Origin of the sequence: Saccharopolyspora phatthalungensis (assembly GCF_014203395.1) — a bacterium.
In the GTDB taxonomy this organism is placed as follows: Bacteria; Actinomycetota; Actinomycetes; order Mycobacteriales; family Pseudonocardiaceae; genus Saccharopolyspora; species Saccharopolyspora phatthalungensis.
This window is the reverse complement of the sequence record NZ_JACHIW010000002.1, coordinates 620,298-636,457: the sequence shown is the minus strand read 5'-3', so window position 1 is coordinate 636,457 and position 16,160 is coordinate 620,298. Positions and strand designations below refer to the sequence as shown.

Here is a 16,160-nt window from a genome sequence, read left to right as displayed (position 1 = left end):
ACCATGACGACTGAGCGCAGTGCGCACGACGCGCTGATCGGCGCGCGCAGCCCGGCACAGCGGGTCTTGGGCCATCTCGTCCTAGGGTTGCTCAGCCTGTTCTGCGTGTTCCCGATCTATTGGCTCTACGCCACGTCGTTGCGCGCCCCCGAAGATGTCTACCAGCTGTCGGTGCTGCCCTGGCCGCTGTCCACCGCCAACTACGCCGACGCGCTCAGCAAGATCGACCTCGCCGGGATGCTGCTGAACACCGGGATCGTGGCGGTGCTCAGCGCACTGGGACAGCTGCTGATCGCGTTGCTCGCCGCTTACGCCTTCGCGGCCTGGTCGTTTCCGTTCCAGCGGTTGCTGTACCTGATGTTCGTCGGGACCTGGCTGGTGCCGTTCCAGGCGACCATGCTGCCCAACTACGTGCTGCTGGCCCGGTTGGGACTGCTGGAGACGCTGGCGGGCGTAATCATCCCGACGATGTGCTCGGCATTGGGCGTGTTGCTGCTGCGCGAGCACCTCAAGGGCTTCCCCAAGGAACTGCTGGATGCGGCCCGGATGGACGGCCGGTCTTCTTGGGGTTCACTGTGGACAGTCGTGGTGCCGGCGCTGCGCCCGGTGCTTGCGGCGCTGGGCATCCTGCTGGCCATCACGGCGTGGAACGAGTACTTCTGGCCGGCGATGGTGCTGCAACGCAGCAACGCGGTGGTTCAGCTGGGCCTGCGTAGCTTCCTCGGCACCGAGGGCAACGATTGGGGACCACTGATGGCCACCGCGGGGCTGACTTGCCTTCCGGTGTTCGCGCTCTACCTGGTGCTGCAACGGCACATCGTGAACGCGTTCGTGCGATCGGGCCTGAAATGAGCACGCGCTTTAGCGGCGAACCGTCACTCCTCGACCCCGGCGGGAAGGCATTCCAGGAACGCGTCCACGAGCGGGCCGTGCTTGGTGAGCCAGACCGCGTGGAGGTCGAGGATCGGTACCGGATCGATCAGGGGGACTGAGGTGGTGCGCGGACCGGCGCAACGGGTGTCGGCGAGCCGACCCCGTAGCGCCGAGGCGAAGCCGACGACCGGCTTGACCGCGGCGAGAATGGCCGTCGCACCGGGGTCATCGACCTCCTGGGCGACCGTGAGCCGGATTCCGCATGTCTGCGCGGCGGAGAAGATCGTGTCGTACATCGCCGAGGACTGTGCCCGGTTGAACAGCACGCAGGGTTCTCCGGCGAGCGCACCGAAGGGCACCCGGTCGAGTCCGGCCCAGTGGTGTTCCCGACCGACCACGGCGACCAGCGGTACCCGCAGCAGGAGGCGGCTGGTGAGGTCGGTGGCCGTCGGCTTGCCGTACACCATCGCGACGTCGAGCCGCCCGTCGGAGAGCGCCGCGAGCTGCGGTCCGGTCCGCATCTCGAACATGGTCACGTCGATTGCGGGGTGGCGGCCGTTCAACGCGGCCAGTGTGGCGGGCAGGATCCGTTGCCCGGCGGGGAAGTTGTAGCCGACCCGGACCGTGCCGGAACGCCCAGCGGCGGCGGCACGGGCGGCCTGTCCGGCTCGTTCCGCCCTGGTCACGATGTCCCGGGCCAGCTCGCGGAAGGTTTCGCCGGCAGGCGTGAGCCGGACTTCGTGCGAGTTGCGCGCGACCAGCGCCACCCCCACCGAGCGTTCGAGCCGCTGCAGGTGCTGGCTCAGCGACGGCTGAGCCAGGTGCAGCCGTGCCGCGGCCCGGCCGAAGTGCAGTTCTTCGGCGATCGACAGAAATGAGACCAAATGCCGCAGCTCCATGTCGGACCTCCTTCTGCTCGGCCACGCTAGCGGTCCTGGTGGAGCAACGGATGAACAGCGGGCGAAGGGAAGGAGCAGGGATTTCAGCGCGGATCCTCTGGGCGGTACACGCGCAGGGCCTCGTCGCGCGCGGCGAAGCGGAAGGCACGTCCGGTTGCCGAGACCTCGCCGTCGCACGCGAGCGCAACCGGCTTGCTGAGCACCTCGACGTGCAGCCGGTCCCGTTCTTCCTGAACGTAGGTGCGACTGTTGAACAGCGCGCCGGTCAAAGCCGCGACCGTGAATCGAATGCGGGACAGCGACAGGTCGGCCCGGATGTAGCGGATGTCGAGCACGCCGTCGTGCAGGTTCGGGCGCCACGACGGCGCGAAGCCCTTCGGCTGGTAGCCGCCGCTGCCGACGAACAGCAGCCAGATCTTCCGGGGCAAGCCGTCGATGCGGACCGTGATCGGCTCGGCCTTGGCCAGGACCCGCACGAGAGCGGCTGCCGCGGCAGGCCACTTTCCCCAGCGGTGCTCCCACTTCTCGCGAAGCCGGACCATGTCGGGATAGCCGCCCAGGCTGGCGGTGTTGAGGAACCACCGCTGCGGCCGACCGTCGACTCGCACCGTGCCGAGATCGACGTGGACCGCCGAACCGGCCGCGAGCGCCCGGGCCGCATCCTGAGGGCTCCACACACCCAGATCGCGGGCGAAATGGTTCAGCGTGCCGACCGGGATGACGGCGAGCGGGAGCCCTCGGACGGCGGCTGCGGACGCCGCCGCCGCGACCGTGCCGTCTCCGCCGGCGACCGCCAGCGCACGTATCTTGTCGCCCGCCTCGTCGAGGTTGCGGTGCAACTGTTCGACCAAATCGCCATCCGCGTCCAGGCGCAAGACCTTGGCGGCCGGCCACAAGTCGGTCAGTTCGGCGGACGGGTCATGGCCGGGATTGCCCGAAGACGCGTTGACCAGCACGGCGAGGCCGTTTCCTTCGGTCAGCTTGGCGACGTGCTCGCTCGGTCGAGCCAGACCGGGCGCGGACGGGCGCACCGGCCACCACCGCCGGGTGGCCAGGCCGACGCCGATGCCGATGGTGGCTCCGACCGCGATGTCGGTCGGCCAATGCACCCCGGTGTGGACGCGGGAATATGCGACGGCCGCGGCGAGCGGCGCCAGAACCGCACCCGCAGCGGGGGATTCCATGCATACCGCGGTGGTGAACGCCGCGGCCGAGGCGGCATGACCGGACGGGAACGACGAGGAGCCCGGTGGAGCCACCAGGCGCCGGTACTCCGGCAGGAGGTCGGTGGCCGGTCGGCGGCGCGGCAGCAGCGGCTTGGCCAAGAGATTCGTCACGGCGCTCGACGCCGCGATCGCCGCGACACCGCGCAATCCTGCGCGCCGGGTCGAGCCCTTCCGCGCTGCCAGCGCAACGGCCAAGGCGAACCACAGCTTGCTGTGGTCGGCCAACATGGTGAGGCGCTTGAGCGCGGGATCCGCGGCTGTCCGCGGGAACGTGGCCGACCACCGCACGAACTCACGGTCAGCGGTTCCCAGTCGCTTGCTTGCGGCACGCAGAAACTTGAACACGGATGGCACACTAACGCGGTAGGCGGGCGGGCCCGACTCCTGCCCGCCCGTTTGCCGCGGCCCCGAACCCGCACCTATTTGCCCGGTGGCAAGGATGGGGCGTTTTCAACGGAAATCGACGTGCTGGTTGCCAGTGAAATCGCCGGGTCAGCCGGTCGCATCCGAGCGTTCGAGGATCCCGTGCACACTGCGTTTTCGGAGATCTTCCAACTCCTCGGCTTGTCGCCGCGCACGAATGCGCAGTTCGTCGAGTTCCGCCGGGGCCAAGCGATCGTCGTACTCTGCCACCGCGCACAGTGTCCGCCAACCGGTGTCCTTGCCTTCCACCCCGATCAGCAGGGCTTCGAGTTCTACCACGCTGCTGAGCGGAGACCTGGCGAACACCCACTGGTTGGGCTTGAGACGCAAGATCTTCTCTCCCAACCACGCGGTCGCCGGTTTCAACGGATTCACCCGGACATCGAGGGCGCGCATGAAGCCGAGCAGTGCCGCGCGGTCCTCGGCGATTTGCCCGGCCAAACGCGCGGTGGGCGGGCCTGAGGCGGATCCGCGGTTCGCCTTGGCGATCCGGCGTGCAAGGGCCACGCCGGCCGTCGCGCCGGCCAAGTGGTCGTTGAGGTAGACACCGAGCAAGCGTCGCGACGGGGCAGTGGTGCCGTAGTCGTTCATGTTCCTCCTAGTTCTGCTAGCCGGGAGGGACGTTCCCTAGGTGCGGACTCGGTGGGTATCACCGCCTACCACGGGGACTTGGCATGTCGAGGCGTTCCGAGGTGACTACGAGCGGTGGACGTTGGTCGTGCTCGGCCGTGTCCCTCGCCGGGCGGGCTGCGGCAAGGGCGGTGGCCGCCGCCGAGACGAGCTCGCCGAGGCGGCTCACGATCAATCTGCCGACCTCGACTAGAACGCGCGTTGGGGTGGGGAAATCGATCCGGACTACCAACAGCACGTGGACCGGGCCCGATTGGGGCGTGCGTGCGCCGGGATGGTCGTGTGGCACCTGTCCCGCCTCCGAAGGTCGCGGGCCATCCGGGACGAGTTCACCGTAGTCCGATGCCTCGGAAGAGGCCAGAACGATGGCCCCAACAGGGGCATACTGGTGAGCGAGCGCGGTGTTCCTTGCGGAGCAAGGGTAAAACATCACCGAGCGGGTGATTGATCAAGGGCGCAAGCTCCTTTCGGTCTATCGGCGTCCTCGGAGGAGAGGTGCATCGCCATGACGTGGTTCCCTCGGCTGCTCGGCATCGGAACGGCCGCATTCGGAGGCCTTGTCCTATGGCGTCCGGATTTGCTGGCTCGTCCCTGCGGATTGACGAACTCGGCGGGTAGGGTCTCGCGCGGCCCAGCGGTGGTCCTCCGTGGCATCGGTGCCCGCGACGTCGCATCGGGGCTGGCCATGACATTTGCCCCGGCCGCGGACCCGCTCCGGTTGGCCGTCGTGGTGCGGGTTGCCGCCGATCTCAGCGACGCTGTACTGGTCGATCGCTTGCAAACCGAGCCGAAGACGCGCGGCAAGATCGCGACGCTGGCCGCCGCTTGGGGAGTGCTATGCGCACTGAGCGGCTTGACCATTCGCTCGGCCGAGGAAAAGGCCGATGAGGACGAGTCGGCCGAGGCGAAAGCAGCACGAAGGTGCAGAAGAGACCGGGGTGAACTCCGGGATGGAGAGCGTTCATCACCCTTGCGGCGCTGGGTGAGCGGGATCGTCGACGAGGAACTCCGGGAGACAGGCGTGATCGAATGATGCGGACAAAAGGTGTTCGGCGTCGAGCAGAAGCGTAGGCTCCAGCCCTAGCGCCTTACCGGCTTACGGAGCCTAGGTGATCGAACATGCGGTTGAGTGGCGCCGAGCCCTAAGTGGGCTCAGTGGCATGAGTGGCTTGAGTGGTTCGAGGTTCGGCGACCGGCTGGTGAGAGCTGCTCCGGCGGGAGGTTGGTCATGAAATCCGGACCGCACATCGCTTTGGCGGTGGGTATCGGCTACGTGCTCGGGCGCAGCCGGAAGATGAAGCTCGCGATCATGGTCGGTGCGATGATGGCTGGGCGGCGCTTGCCGCTGGATCCCCGAGATCTGCTCGCCCAGGGCAGCAAGCTGCTCGGCGGGTCCCCCGAGTTGAAGAAATTGACGGACGATGCGCGCGACCGTTTGCTGGACGCGGCCAAGACCGCGGCGATAGCGGCGGCGACGAACAAGATCGATTCGATCGGCGACAACCTGACCAAGCGTGCGGCCGGTTTGCGTGTGCCGCGTAGTCCCGAGCAGAACCTGGGGAAACCCCTGGACGAGGAGCCCGACCAAGGCGAAGCCGAGGAAGGTGAGCCCGAGCAGGAGCGGCCCGGTAGTCGGGTGCGCGGCGAAGCCCGGGAGCGGAGGCGGACCGCCGATACCGGGGTGTCCGGCCGTCGGTTGAAAGCGGGCACCGCCGAGCCGGGCGGCCGGGCTACGAGTCGAACCAGGTCCGGGGCGGCCGGCCGGCACGAGTCGGGAACGAGGTCCCGGTCGTCCCGTGGTGACTGAGTGCTGACCGTCGCGAGGAGACATTGCTTTGGAGTTGCGTCGGTCCGGTGCCGGCACTGGCCACTGTGTACTCCACTGGCCGCGGCACCGGGAATGCCGGACGACGGGCCGCCCACCCGGTAAGCGTGGGCGGCCCGTCGTCACCTGATGGTCACGTTCGGGGTTTGTTGTCCTTGCCCCCTGTTACGGCATCCTTCGCCTTGTCGACTGCCTGCTTCAGGGCACCCTTGCTCTGCTGCGTCTTGCCCTCGGCCTGTTGCTCCTCGTTGCCGACGGCCTTGCCTGTTTTCTCCTTCGCCTTGCCGACGAGTTCCTCGGCCTTGTGCTTGGCCTCGTCGCCCATAGCCATGGAATGCTCCTTTTTTGGGGGTTCGGAGTAGACTTCGCCGACCGCTTCGCTGCGGACACAGTCGCGGTTGGCGAAGTCTCTCCAGTCCTACCCACAGCGAATCAGGCTTACACATCGAGCGGTTCTCGCTGCTGCGATGGCCGTTTACCAGTGCTTGATTTGCTTGCCGCAGGATAAGAATCGTTGTCATCGCTGGTAGTGTCGGTGGTGGCGCGGCCAGTGGTGGAGGCTGACATGTTGACACGAATCAAGTCCCAGGTACTGATGTTCATTGCTTATCTGCGCGGTTGGTTGCGTGCTGCCAAGCTCGCACCGAAACTGGCCGGTCTGGTTTTCCGGAACAAGATTGAGGGTCTGGCGCCGAAGGGGCTCCGTAGGAAGCTAGGTACCAGCCGCAAAACCAAGGCCCGCAAGCAGAGGTTGGCGCAGTTGCGGCGCGACGGCCTCATCGCAGCGAGCGGTGCCGCCGCCGCTGCGCTCGGCTACTCCGCCTACCGTGTGATGCGGGCACGTTCCCAGAAGCGGGCCGGCGTCGAGGCGCTAGAGGAGGAGACGCCCGCAGCGGGCGAGGTGCTAGCTGAGGAAGCCACGCGACCAGCAGGGGAGGACTTCCCGCCTGAGGGGGCAGTTCCGGCAGCCCGGAAAGCTCCCCGCCCGAAGGCGAGAAGGCGCGGCTGAGTTCCCGCGTTAGCTGGCCCGGTCGTGCCCGGAATCGCGGGCGCGGCGTTGTTCTTCCCGGTAGCCGTAGGCGGCTTGTCGCACTGCCCGGTCGGATTCCAAGCTCGACCCCAGTGCCCCGGCTATCACGCCCATCGTGGTGAAACCCCAGGCCAGGCTGACATAGCTGGCGGTCCCGGCAAAGTGGCCGAGCATGCTGGTCAACATGGCGGGCGTCACGAGGAACCAGGCCACGACAAGATTGGCGGCGAACAGGCCGACATACATGCAGCCGACGCCGATGGTCAGGGTCGCGAGTGTCGAAGCGTTGTAAAGCGCGACCAGCCGGCGGTCCGCCGACTCGCGGTGCCCGACGCGCTCCCACAGCCGGTGGGCGGTGGTGAGCCAGCCAACCAAGATCACGACCGCGGCGAATCCCGCGACGACTTTGCGGGCCGGGTCCAGTTGGTCGGCGATCTGCCAGATTGTCGAGGATGACAAGCCGAAGGCGCTGGTCGCAAGGGCGGCTGCCAGCGCGCTGGACAGGCCGAAGATCAGCGTGGCGGGCCGGTTGGTGCGTACCATGCCGGTGACCAGGCGGATCCACCCGCGCGCGCGGGTAGCGGTGTAGCGAATGTCGATGTCCGAGCCTTGTGGGCTGGCGCGTCGAACCGAGGCGAGCTTGCTGGTCAACCGCGTGGCTCTGGAGCTCTCGCGCGGCGTGCCGGGCTCCAGGAGTTCGTCCAGCAGTCGGACGAGAGTCTGCCGCACCCTTCTATACGGCTGCAGGCCACCGAGCGCTGGGAGCGAAACGACGGCCACCCGGCGGCTGGTGCTCCCATCTGCCAGCAGCGGCTGCGCCTGCAGCAGCAGCGGAAGGTCCGTCACGCAGACCGCGCAGGCCCAGCCCTGGTCCGACAGGTGCCGTTCGACGCTCTTGAGGATCTGCTCGCTGTCGGCTTCCCCTGCGGTCAACGGGTCACTGACCACCTCGACTGTCCACTCGTTCCCGGTGCGGTCGCGGAGCCAGTCGGTGAGCTTGCGCGCCACCTGCGTGCCTATCTGCGTGGGCATGTCCGGATCGGTGACCAGTCCGAGCACTCGACTGCCGCGGCCCTCATGGGCTTCGGTCCGCTGCTGAGCTTCCGCGGTCAAAGGTTCCCCTTCTCCAATGGTTTGCTGATCATTCCTCTCCGGGTACCCAGCAACCATTGCTGGCAATCTCCGCGAGCATCCGGTCGGGGCGGCTATGACACCGAGCCGGCCCGACCGGAGCGGTCTCACTGCCGCCGGGACTCGCCGCGCCGCCGCGCCTGCGCCCAGCGCAAGCCGTTTCCGGTCAGCCGTAAGGCCTTGCGCACCAAGAGGTTCTGGGTCAGTCGATGCTGCTGGTAGCGCCAAGGCGGCTGGCCGCTGTTGCGTCCGGACATCGCGTAGCAGAACTCGTTGGCATTGCGGTTGGTGTAGCGGTCGACGTTTTCGAACCACGCCATGCTGCTCCGCGCGGAGGACTGCGCCATCCGCAGCGCGGCATGGCCTTCCTCGTCGAACTCCTTGAGCGCCGTGGCCAGTTGCTGGTGTTCGAGCAGCTTCTCCGCGAGCACGATCGCATCGAAAATCGCCAGGCTGGTTCCAGAGCCGATGGTGAAGTGGGTAGTGTGCGCGGCGTCGCCGATCAAAACCATGTTGTCGTGGCGCCAGGTCTGGTTGTAGACCTGGGTGAACCGCTGCCATGTCGCGGGTTTGCCCCGTGAGGAGCTGATCAGCGAATGCCCGGCCAGCTGCTCGGCGAAGATTTCTTCCAGCAGACGCAGGGTTTCGTCGTTGCCCAGCCGGTCGAACCCCAGCGCGCGCCAGGTCTTCTCCTGGCATTCGGCGATGAACGTGCTGATCCCGGCGCTGGACGGGTAGGCGTGGAACCAGATCCAGCCTTCGGGGGTTTCCTCGAAGTCGAAGGTGAACATGCTGAATACGCGGTCCGTGCCCAGCCAGATGTAGGGATTGCGCCCCTGATCAATCTGGGTGCCGAACTCCTCCGCGTAGCGCTGCCGGATCCGGCTGTTCGCGCCTTCGGCCACCACGATGAGGTCGGCGTCGGGGAACTCGGAGAGGTCGTCCACCGCCTTGTGGTACCGGACGTCGACGTCGAGATCGGCCGCGCGTTCGGCAAGGATTTCCAGGAGCGATGCGCGGTTCACGCTGTAGCCGTACCCCGCGAGGTAGGACCGGTCGGTGCTCCGCATCGAGACGACCTGCTCCTGCCAGACGGTCGACGCTGCCCGGATCCGCTCCGCGCTCTCCCGGTCGTTCTCGTAGAGCGCGTCCAGCAGGTCGTCCCAGTACACGACGCCCCAGCCGTAGGTGGCGCCCGGTGGATCGCGTTCGATTACCGTGATGTCGTGCCCGGCGTCGCGAAGTTTTGCCGAGCTGGCGAAGTAGAGGCCGGCCGGCCCGGCCCCGATGCACACGATGTTCATGGATCCCCCTCCCACGGGCGTCGGGACGAGCGGGGCCCGGGCCGGCACTTCCGGATCTGGCCGTGATCCGGCGCGAGCGCACCATGTCCGCGTGGGTCGCTACGCCCCCGTTGTACCAGCAGGGAGCAGCTCGCACCCAGTGGCGCGGCGCCAGGCCGGGTTACCCAGTGGCTTCATCCGTTGCTCGTCCAGGCTCTGGCGGGGCACTGCGGGCGGCCACCACCTGGCCGATGAAGAGGTCGTAGACGATGGCTCCGATGACGCCTCCGACGAGTGGTCCGACGATGGGGATCCAGAAGAAGTTGCTGAACCACTGGTACGTCCCGGGCAAGGCGATCTCCCCCCAGCCGGTGAGGAACGTCCAGAGGCGCGGTCCGAAGTCGCGGGCGGGGTTGATCGCGTATCCCGCGTTGGGGCCGAAGGTCAAGCCGATCGCGATGACGACCGTGCCGATCAGGTATGGCCCGAGGTTGGCCGCCGGTGCGGTGTTGCGCGTGTCGATGAGCGCGAAGATGAGCAGTACCAGGATCGCGGTGCCCACGATCTGATCCAGTAGTGGACCCCACCACGATCCGTCGAAGTACTTGGCGGGGAAGGTCGCGAAGATCGCGAACGTGTCCAACGACTGGTTACGCGGGAGGCCGGCTTTGGCGTTGAACGCGTCGATGGCCCAGCTGTACACGGAGTACACCAGTGCCGCGGCGACGAACGCGCCCACGACCTGGGCGACGACGTACGGCACGACTTTCGGCCACGGAAAGGCTCTCCGCACCGCGAAGGCGAGCGTTACCGCTGGGTTGATGTGCGCGCCGCTGATGCCGCCGGCGACGTATATGCCGAACACCACCCCGAACCCCCAGCCGAACGAGATGATCAGCCAGTTCGCGGGTCCGAATGCGTCGGACTGCCGTCCCGAGCCCGGCAGCCCCGCGACCGCGACCGCGACCGACGCGCACCCCAGCAGGATCAGTACGAAGGTGCCCAGGAACTCGGCGAGCAATTCGCCACCAAGCCCTTCTCGGTAGCCGCGGCGGCGTTGAATCCCCTCAGCCATTGTTGCTCCACGCGCCAGTGGTCTGCCCCCAACTGTGCGATCCGGCCGATGACGAACGGCCGGTCCGACACCCGGAGTGTAGGACTGGTGGCCGGAGTGTGCCGGGTGTGAGCACCCCGCCCTTGTCGGTTCTGTTACTGGAGTGGCAGTCGGGGAGGCAGGGATGGCTCCACGCGCGACCAGCAGCGGCGTTCAGATCTCCAGCCGCGCTTCCTCCAGGTCGAATTCGCGCACGAGACGGATCATCACGTCGTTCGATATCTCGCCTCGGTCGCGCAGGTTCACCACGATTGTCCGTTGCGTTTGCAGCACCACGCGGACCATCTGCTGGTAGGCGAGCGACCTGTCCTCGTACCCCTCGTCGTCGGTGATCTTGCCGGAGCGCGCGCCGAGTCGGCGCCTGCGGTACTCGTAGGCGAGGCGCATGCGATCGACGCTGTCGTCGCGAGTCCACTCCTGCTCGGCCAGTTCGTCGATCTGCACGAGCGCGGCGCGTGTCGCGGCCAACCGGGCGCGAAGTTCCTCGCGCTCCTCGGCGCCGCTGTCCGAGATTCGCAGCAGTCGGATGAGTGCGGGCAGGGACAGTCCCTGCACGACGAGCGTCGCGAAGATGACGGCGAAGGTCAGGAAGATGATCAGGTCGCGATGGCCGAACGGAACGCCGGTCCGGGTGGCCAGCGGCAGCGCGAGGGCGGCGGCCAAGGAAACGGCGCCGCGCATGCCGCTCCAGGCGATCACCAGTCGATAGCGCGCTCCGATGCGGCGTGCTCGTTGGCTCGGGCGCCAGTCGACTGCGCGGAGCAGGTACGGGACGATGAAAAACCAGGCCAGCCGGACCAGGATGACTGCTCCCGTCACCGCGAGCGCGTAGGAGACGAGAACGGTGACGGGGTAACCGGCCAGCCCGTCGATCGCGCTGCGGAGCTGGAGGCCGATGAGCACGAACAGCACCGCGTTGATCAAGAAGGTGAGGATGTCCCACAGCACCACTCCCTGCAAGCGGGTGCGCGCGGGGAGCGCGGGAACTCCGTGGACCCCGAGGAAGATGCCGGTGGTCACCGCTGCCAGCACGCCCGAGGCGCCGAGGGCATTGGCCGGGATGAAGGCGGCGTATCCGCTGAGCAGCGAGATCGTCAGGCTCACCTGGACGTCCGTGGTGTGGCGGCGGATCAGCGCGATGAGCCAGCCGACGGCCAGCCCGATCGCGATCCCGCCGGCGGCCCCCGCCACGAACGCCAGCCCGGCCCGGCCGAGCGAGAAGCTCTCACCGACGATCGCCGCCACGGCCAAGCGGTAAGCCACCAGTGCGGTGGCGTCGTTGAACAGCCCTTCGCCCTCCACCGCGCTGACGACCCGTCGAGGCACCCGCAGGCTCCGCATGACCAACCCGGCGGCGAGCGGATCGGTCGGCGACACGATCGCCCCGAGCGCGAAGGCGGCCGGCCACGACAGCCCCGGGACGAGGGCGTGCGCCAGCGCCGCCACCGCAACCATCGTCGCCAGCACCAGGCATACGGAACTGAGCACCAGCCCGCGCAGGTTTTGCCGCATGTCGCGGAAGTTCGCCGACAGCGCCGTCCAGTACAGCAAGGGCGGCAGGAAGACCACCAGCACGACATCGGGATCGAGTTCGAAGTGCGGGAGCCCGGGCACGAATCCGATTACCGCACCACCGAGCACCAGAACGATCGGATACGGGATCGACAACAGACGGGCCAGCGCCGCCAGTGCCGCTACCAACACCAGCAATCCGCCGATGAGGACTTCGGCGCTGCCCATGGCAACGCCAACGCGGCGCAGATTACCGAAATTCCACGTCGGCGCACGCGACGGAGCGCCGAGAGTAACGGGCGGCGACCACCGGGCTTTCAGAAGCGGACGAGCACTCGCCCTTCATTGCCGGGGTCGGCTTCCACGCTCCGGTAGAGCTTCTTGAGATGCGGCTGCTTCAACATCGCCAGAACTCGCCGCTTCAGCTTGCCGTCGCCTTTGCCGGGGATGATCTCCACCAGCTTGACCTTCTCCTGGGCCGCACGAAAGATCGCGCTGCGCACCGCCCGGTCGATATCCCGATCACTCCGGAAGACAGGATGCAGATCCACCGTCAACTTCTCGGGCAACGCGGCTCCCTGACCTCAAGGATCGATGACGGTGAACATGCTAAAGCCAGGCTGATCCGAACGGAATGGGGCTGGGGGCAGAGCAATGCGCACCAAGGGGCAAGGAGCAGACGGTCTGCGGGATGCGGTCAGGGCAGCTCGAAATGCTGGTAGTCGATGGGTGTCGTCCAATGGCCGCCCCAACGCCAGCCGCGGTCGGTGAAGGCCCGCACTGCCGGGTCGCCGTCGTGCAGCATGCCCGGGTCCCTACGAGTGCGATCCAGGTATTTTGCCGCGTTCTTCGGCTGGATGGCGCCGGTGCGGTCGACGTAGGGATTGACCAACGTGTTGATGTCGATCGCCCTGCCGTACGCGTGGAAGGACCACCGGCCGGTCCCGGGGATACCGCGACAGTTGAACGCCGACGTGTTGTTGTCCTCCATGCTCAACTCGTCGTCCGCGCCCGGGTAGTGGTCGACCGTCCGGATCTTCTCCACCGGGTAGCGGATCCGGTAGAGCTGCTCGAAGACGTCGATCACCTGTCGCACCCGGTCCTGGTTCACGACCAATTCGCCCGAGTGCGTCCGACCGTCGAAGCCGACGTGGCGGACCTCGACCCTCCGGAGCTGACCCGGCTCGACCGGGCACCCCGGATGCCACGTCGGCCCGAGACCGGCGGCCGTAACGGGTCGGACGGTCGCGCTGAAGTCCGATGGCGGCATGAAATCCGACGGAGGCTGCGCGCAGTGCAGAAGCGCTGAGCCGATCGCGAGCGCACCCACCAGTGCGCCGGACGGGCGCCCGATGAAAATCGATCCACGACGAGCCCGCATCGCTTACCCCTCAACCGGCGAAAGCGCTGACCTGCGCGGTCAACGCTACGCCCCGATGCCGCCCGCTTTCACTGCTGCCGCAGCTTCTTCAGTTGTAAGACTCTCAACTGCGGTTCCGCCTGGCACATCAGGAACATACGACACCATTCGAACGGCCCGCGGATTTACCCTGGACAAGCCTGCGAGGTCAAAACCACCGGGCCAGGTAATGGTTTTCTGTTTTTGCCACCGACTTTTCCGGCCCGATGCCGAGATCATGGGGGTTTGAGCAATGCTGATCAAAGTGAAGGAGAACTGGGTTCTCCGGAGGAAATCCGGCAGAGCAGGCCGGACGTTGCTGGGCGTGCTGCTCGGTGTGTTCGCGTTGGTGGCGGCCCTCTGTGCTGGCGCGTCGGCTGCTGTTGCGTCGTCGCCGGCTCCCCCGGGACCGGCGTTTGACGGCGGGCCGGGTGTCGTGACCGTCAGGATGGTCGAATTCCGGCTCCTACAGCCGGACTCCTTGCCGCCGGGCCTTTACACGTTCCGGGCCATCAACGCCGGGAGTGCGCCACACGCGCTGCAAATCGCGGGTCCGGGCGTGAGCGCGCGCACTCCCGTGGTCCAGCCAGGTGAGGCCGCCGATCTCACCGTGACACTGGGCCCCGGCCTCTACGACTTCTGGTGCCCGGTCGGCGACCACCGGGAGATGGGGATGCAACTCGACGTCAATGTCGGATGATCCCGCGCCCGAGCAGGATCTAGGGCATTCAGCGGCTTGGTTTGCAGACCGAGTCTCGGTGTTTCGGCTCGGGTGCGATGAGTTTGCGTCTGCTGCGCCGGTTCTTGTCGACCGCTTTGAGCACACGTTCGACGACCGCGTCGACAACGGTCTGCACGTCCCAGCGGTAGGTCGACAGCGCGGGCGTCAGGAGGCGGGAAACGGGGTGGTCGTCGTACCCGAGGACCGATAGATCGCGGGGAATGGCCAGTCCGAGACCGCGAGCGGCCTCGTAGACGCCGTAGGCCATCGAGTCGGTGAGGCAGAACGCCGCAGTGGGGCGGGGTGTCCCGGCGAGCGCGGTCCTCGCGACCTCGGCCGCGCCGGTCAGGTCGTTCGGGCACGGCACGATGCGCAGGTTCATGCGCAGTTCGTGCGCGACGTCATGGACGACCTTCTCGGCGGGCCGTTCGCGCAGCAGTTGCGGTCCGGGCGTCAACACCAGGATCTCGGCGTGGCCGGCGTCGCTGAGTGTTCGCAGCGCGTCGGTTACGCCGAGGTTGTTGTCGAACACCACCTCGGCGGCGGTGGACGCCCCGGGCAGCGGGTCGCCGATGGCGACGAGCATGGTCCGTTCGGCTGCTTCCGGCCAGTGCCGCGACGTCGGGTCCACCGGGATCGTGACCAGCGCGTCGACCCGTTGATCGAGGAGGTTTTTGGCGAGCATGGCTTCGCGCGCGGGATCGGCGGCGGAGTCCATGAACAGCGTGTTCCGGTCCTCGGCGAGGAACCGCCTGCCGAGCGTGGTGGCGAAGTGCTGCTGCCACAGGTCCTCCAGCGAACTGCACAGCACACCCACCATGCCGGTGCGCCCGCTGGCCAGCGCGCGGGCGACCGGATCGGCCTCGTATCCGAGGCGGTCGGCGACCTCCCGCACGCGCTGCTGGGTTTCCGGGGGCACCTGCAGGCCGCGGAGCGCATAGGACACCGCGGCCGGGGAGAGTCCTGTCTCCGCTGCGATGTCCTTGATCGTGGGCCGCTTGCGGCGTTGCACTCGAAAAGCCTAGCGCGTGGCCGCGCGGAGCAGCGGATGGGCATGTTCGGCTCTTGACCGCGCGAGCGCTGATACGTTTCACTGAATCCGTTCACTGAAGCGCTTCACATGGGTGTGGCCGTGTCTGGTTTGGTGATCGATGTGCACCAGCACTTGTGGCCCGGGGAGTTCGTCGACGCGTTGCGCGCACGTGCGGATCCGCCGCTGGTGCGGGGCTGGACACTGTATCTGGCGGGCGAATCGCCGTTCGAGGTGGACCCGGCCGACCACCGGCCGGCCGACCGCGCGGCGCGGGAAACCGGTGGCGGGGCGGAGGTCGCGCTCGTCTCGCTGTCCAGTCCGCTCGGCATCGAATGGCTGCCACCGGACGAAGCGGGACCGCTGCTGGACGCATGGCATCGCGGGGCGTTGGCGTTGCCGGAGCCGTTCCGGGCGTGGGCCGCTGCCAACGTGCTGGAGCCCGACGCGGGACAGGTGCGGGACGCGCTCGACGCGGGATGCGTCGGGTTGCAGGTCCCGGCCGACGCGATGCGGAAACCGGCTGATGTGGAACGCATCGCAGCGCTGCTAGCGGTGTGCGAACGGCGCGATCGGCCGGTGCTCGTGCACCCGGGCCCGGCGACGTGCCCGGCTAATGGCCTGCCCGGGTGGTGGCCGCCGGTCGTCGATTACGTGGCGCAGTTGCAGGCGGCGTGGTGGTCCTGGCACGTCGCGGGCCGCGCGCTGCTGCCGGAGTTGCGGATCTGTTTCGCCGCCGGGGCCGGCCTGGCGCCCGTGCAGCACGAGCGCCTGGTGGCCAGGGGAGGCGTGTTCGACCGCATTGATCCGTACGTCTTCGTCGACACCTCTTCGTACGGGCCGCGTGGTGTGGATGCGCTCGTCCGGGTCCTAGGGATTGACCCCCTCGTTTTCGGCAGCGACCGGCCTTACGCCGAGCCGGCCGAGCCGGGTCTGGGCGAGGCCGCCTCCCACGCCATCCGCTGTTCGAATCCGCGTCGTCTGCTCGAAGGAGGATTACCGTGATCGGCGAACCCCCTGCCCCTCCCGCGTCTGCGGCCCCCGTCGAGGATGTCGTGCCTGCG

Annotated in this window: 17 protein-coding genes; 6 read left to right on the top strand and 11 right to left on the bottom strand. The window is 67.5% G+C overall.

The genetic code is table 11. The features are described from left to right. The first annotated feature begins 3 nt into the window (after positions 1-3). Positions 4-852, top strand: a complete 849-nt coding sequence (locus BJ970_RS29745; RefSeq protein WP_184730383.1) for a carbohydrate ABC transporter permease — start codon at positions 4-6, stop codon at positions 850-852. 23 nt (positions 853-875) lie between these two features. Here BJ970_RS29745 and BJ970_RS29740 read toward each other — a convergent pair whose 3' ends face one another. From BJ970_RS29740 to BJ970_RS29730, 3 genes are all read right to left on the bottom strand, one after another. Then, positions 876-1,772 carry a LysR family transcriptional regulator gene (locus BJ970_RS29740; protein ID WP_184730381.1) on the bottom strand — a complete coding sequence of 299 codons (897 nt, stop codon included), beginning with the start codon at positions 1,770-1,772 and terminating at the stop codon, positions 876-878. Positions 1,773-1,855: 83 nt separating this feature from the next. Further along, a complete protein-coding gene (locus BJ970_RS29735; RefSeq protein WP_312864540.1) occupies positions 1,856-3,343 on the bottom strand; it encodes a bifunctional phosphatase PAP2/diacylglycerol kinase family protein in 1,488 nt (495 codons plus the stop codon). A gap of 147 nt (positions 3,344-3,490) precedes the next feature. After that, positions 3,491-4,012: a hypothetical protein gene (locus tag BJ970_RS29730; protein WP_184730379.1), complete on the bottom strand. Its 522-nt coding sequence runs from the start codon at positions 4,010-4,012 to the stop codon at positions 3,491-3,493. A gap of 757 nt (positions 4,013-4,769) precedes the next feature. On the opposite strand from BJ970_RS29730, the gene BJ970_RS29725 reads away from it, so the two are divergent. After that, complete coding sequence (locus BJ970_RS29725; RefSeq protein ID WP_184730377.1) at positions 4,770-5,084, top strand: hypothetical protein; 315 nt, start codon at positions 4,770-4,772, stop codon at positions 5,082-5,084. Positions 5,085-5,279: 195 nt separating this feature from the next. Next, positions 5,280-5,858 (top strand): hypothetical protein, encoded by a 579-nt coding sequence (locus BJ970_RS29720; protein WP_246471891.1) that lies wholly within the window; start codon positions 5,280-5,282, stop codon positions 5,856-5,858. Between the two features lie 151 nt (positions 5,859-6,009). Here BJ970_RS29720 and BJ970_RS29715 read toward each other — a convergent pair whose 3' ends face one another. Next, positions 6,010-6,207: a CsbD family protein gene (locus tag BJ970_RS29715; protein ID WP_184730375.1), complete on the bottom strand. Its 198-nt coding sequence runs from the start codon at positions 6,205-6,207 to the stop codon at positions 6,010-6,012. 234 nt (positions 6,208-6,441) lie between these two features. On the opposite strand from BJ970_RS29715, the gene BJ970_RS29710 reads away from it, so the two are divergent. After that, complete coding sequence (locus BJ970_RS29710) at positions 6,442-6,885, top strand: hypothetical protein (RefSeq protein ID WP_184730373.1); 444 nt, start codon at positions 6,442-6,444, stop codon at positions 6,883-6,885. Between the two features lie 9 nt (positions 6,886-6,894). Here the strand turns inward: BJ970_RS29710 and BJ970_RS29705 are convergent, their stop codons facing one another. From BJ970_RS29705 to BJ970_RS29680, 6 genes are all read right to left on the bottom strand, one after another. Then, a complete protein-coding gene (locus BJ970_RS29705; RefSeq protein WP_184730371.1) occupies positions 6,895-8,019 on the bottom strand; it encodes a hypothetical protein in 1,125 nt (374 codons plus the stop codon). A 125-nt stretch (positions 8,020-8,144) separates the two neighbouring features. Continuing rightward, positions 8,145-9,341 (bottom strand): FAD-dependent monooxygenase, encoded by a 1,197-nt coding sequence (locus BJ970_RS29700; protein WP_184730369.1) that lies wholly within the window; start codon positions 9,339-9,341, stop codon positions 8,145-8,147. A gap of 160 nt (positions 9,342-9,501) precedes the next feature. Then, the gene (locus BJ970_RS29695; protein ID WP_184730367.1) at positions 9,502-10,395 is read right to left on the bottom strand and encodes an MIP/aquaporin family protein; all 894 of its coding nucleotides are present in this window, start codon (positions 10,393-10,395) and stop codon (positions 9,502-9,504) included. A gap of 192 nt (positions 10,396-10,587) precedes the next feature. Continuing rightward, on the bottom strand, positions 10,588-12,174 hold the full coding sequence (locus BJ970_RS29690) for a Na+/H+ antiporter (protein ID WP_184730365.1): 1,587 nt from the start codon (positions 12,172-12,174) through the stop codon (positions 10,588-10,590). A gap of 89 nt (positions 12,175-12,263) precedes the next feature. Further along, positions 12,264-12,515, bottom strand: a complete 252-nt coding sequence (locus tag BJ970_RS29685) for a Smr/MutS family protein (RefSeq protein ID WP_184730363.1) — start codon at positions 12,513-12,515, stop codon at positions 12,264-12,266. Between the two features lie 128 nt (positions 12,516-12,643). Next, on the bottom strand, positions 12,644-13,327 hold the full coding sequence (locus BJ970_RS29680) for a M15 family metallopeptidase (protein WP_184730361.1): 684 nt from the start codon (positions 13,325-13,327) through the stop codon (positions 12,644-12,646). Between the two features lie 271 nt (positions 13,328-13,598). Between BJ970_RS29680 and BJ970_RS29675 the strand changes: the two genes are divergently transcribed. Continuing rightward, complete coding sequence (locus BJ970_RS29675; protein WP_246471890.1) at positions 13,599-14,045, top strand: cupredoxin domain-containing protein; 447 nt, start codon at positions 13,599-13,601, stop codon at positions 14,043-14,045. 28 nt (positions 14,046-14,073) lie between these two features. On the opposite strand, the gene BJ970_RS29670 is transcribed toward BJ970_RS29675, so the two are convergent. Beyond that, positions 14,074-15,078 carry a LacI family DNA-binding transcriptional regulator gene (locus BJ970_RS29670; protein ID WP_184730359.1) on the bottom strand — a complete coding sequence of 335 codons (1,005 nt, stop codon included), beginning with the start codon at positions 15,076-15,078 and terminating at the stop codon, positions 14,074-14,076. Positions 15,079-15,198: 120 nt separating this feature from the next. Between BJ970_RS29670 and BJ970_RS29665 the strand changes: the two genes are divergently transcribed. After that, on the top strand, positions 15,199-16,101 hold the full coding sequence (locus BJ970_RS29665; protein ID WP_312864539.1) for an amidohydrolase family protein: 903 nt from the start codon (positions 15,199-15,201) through the stop codon (positions 16,099-16,101). The last annotated feature ends 59 nt before the right edge of the window (positions 16,102-16,160 follow it).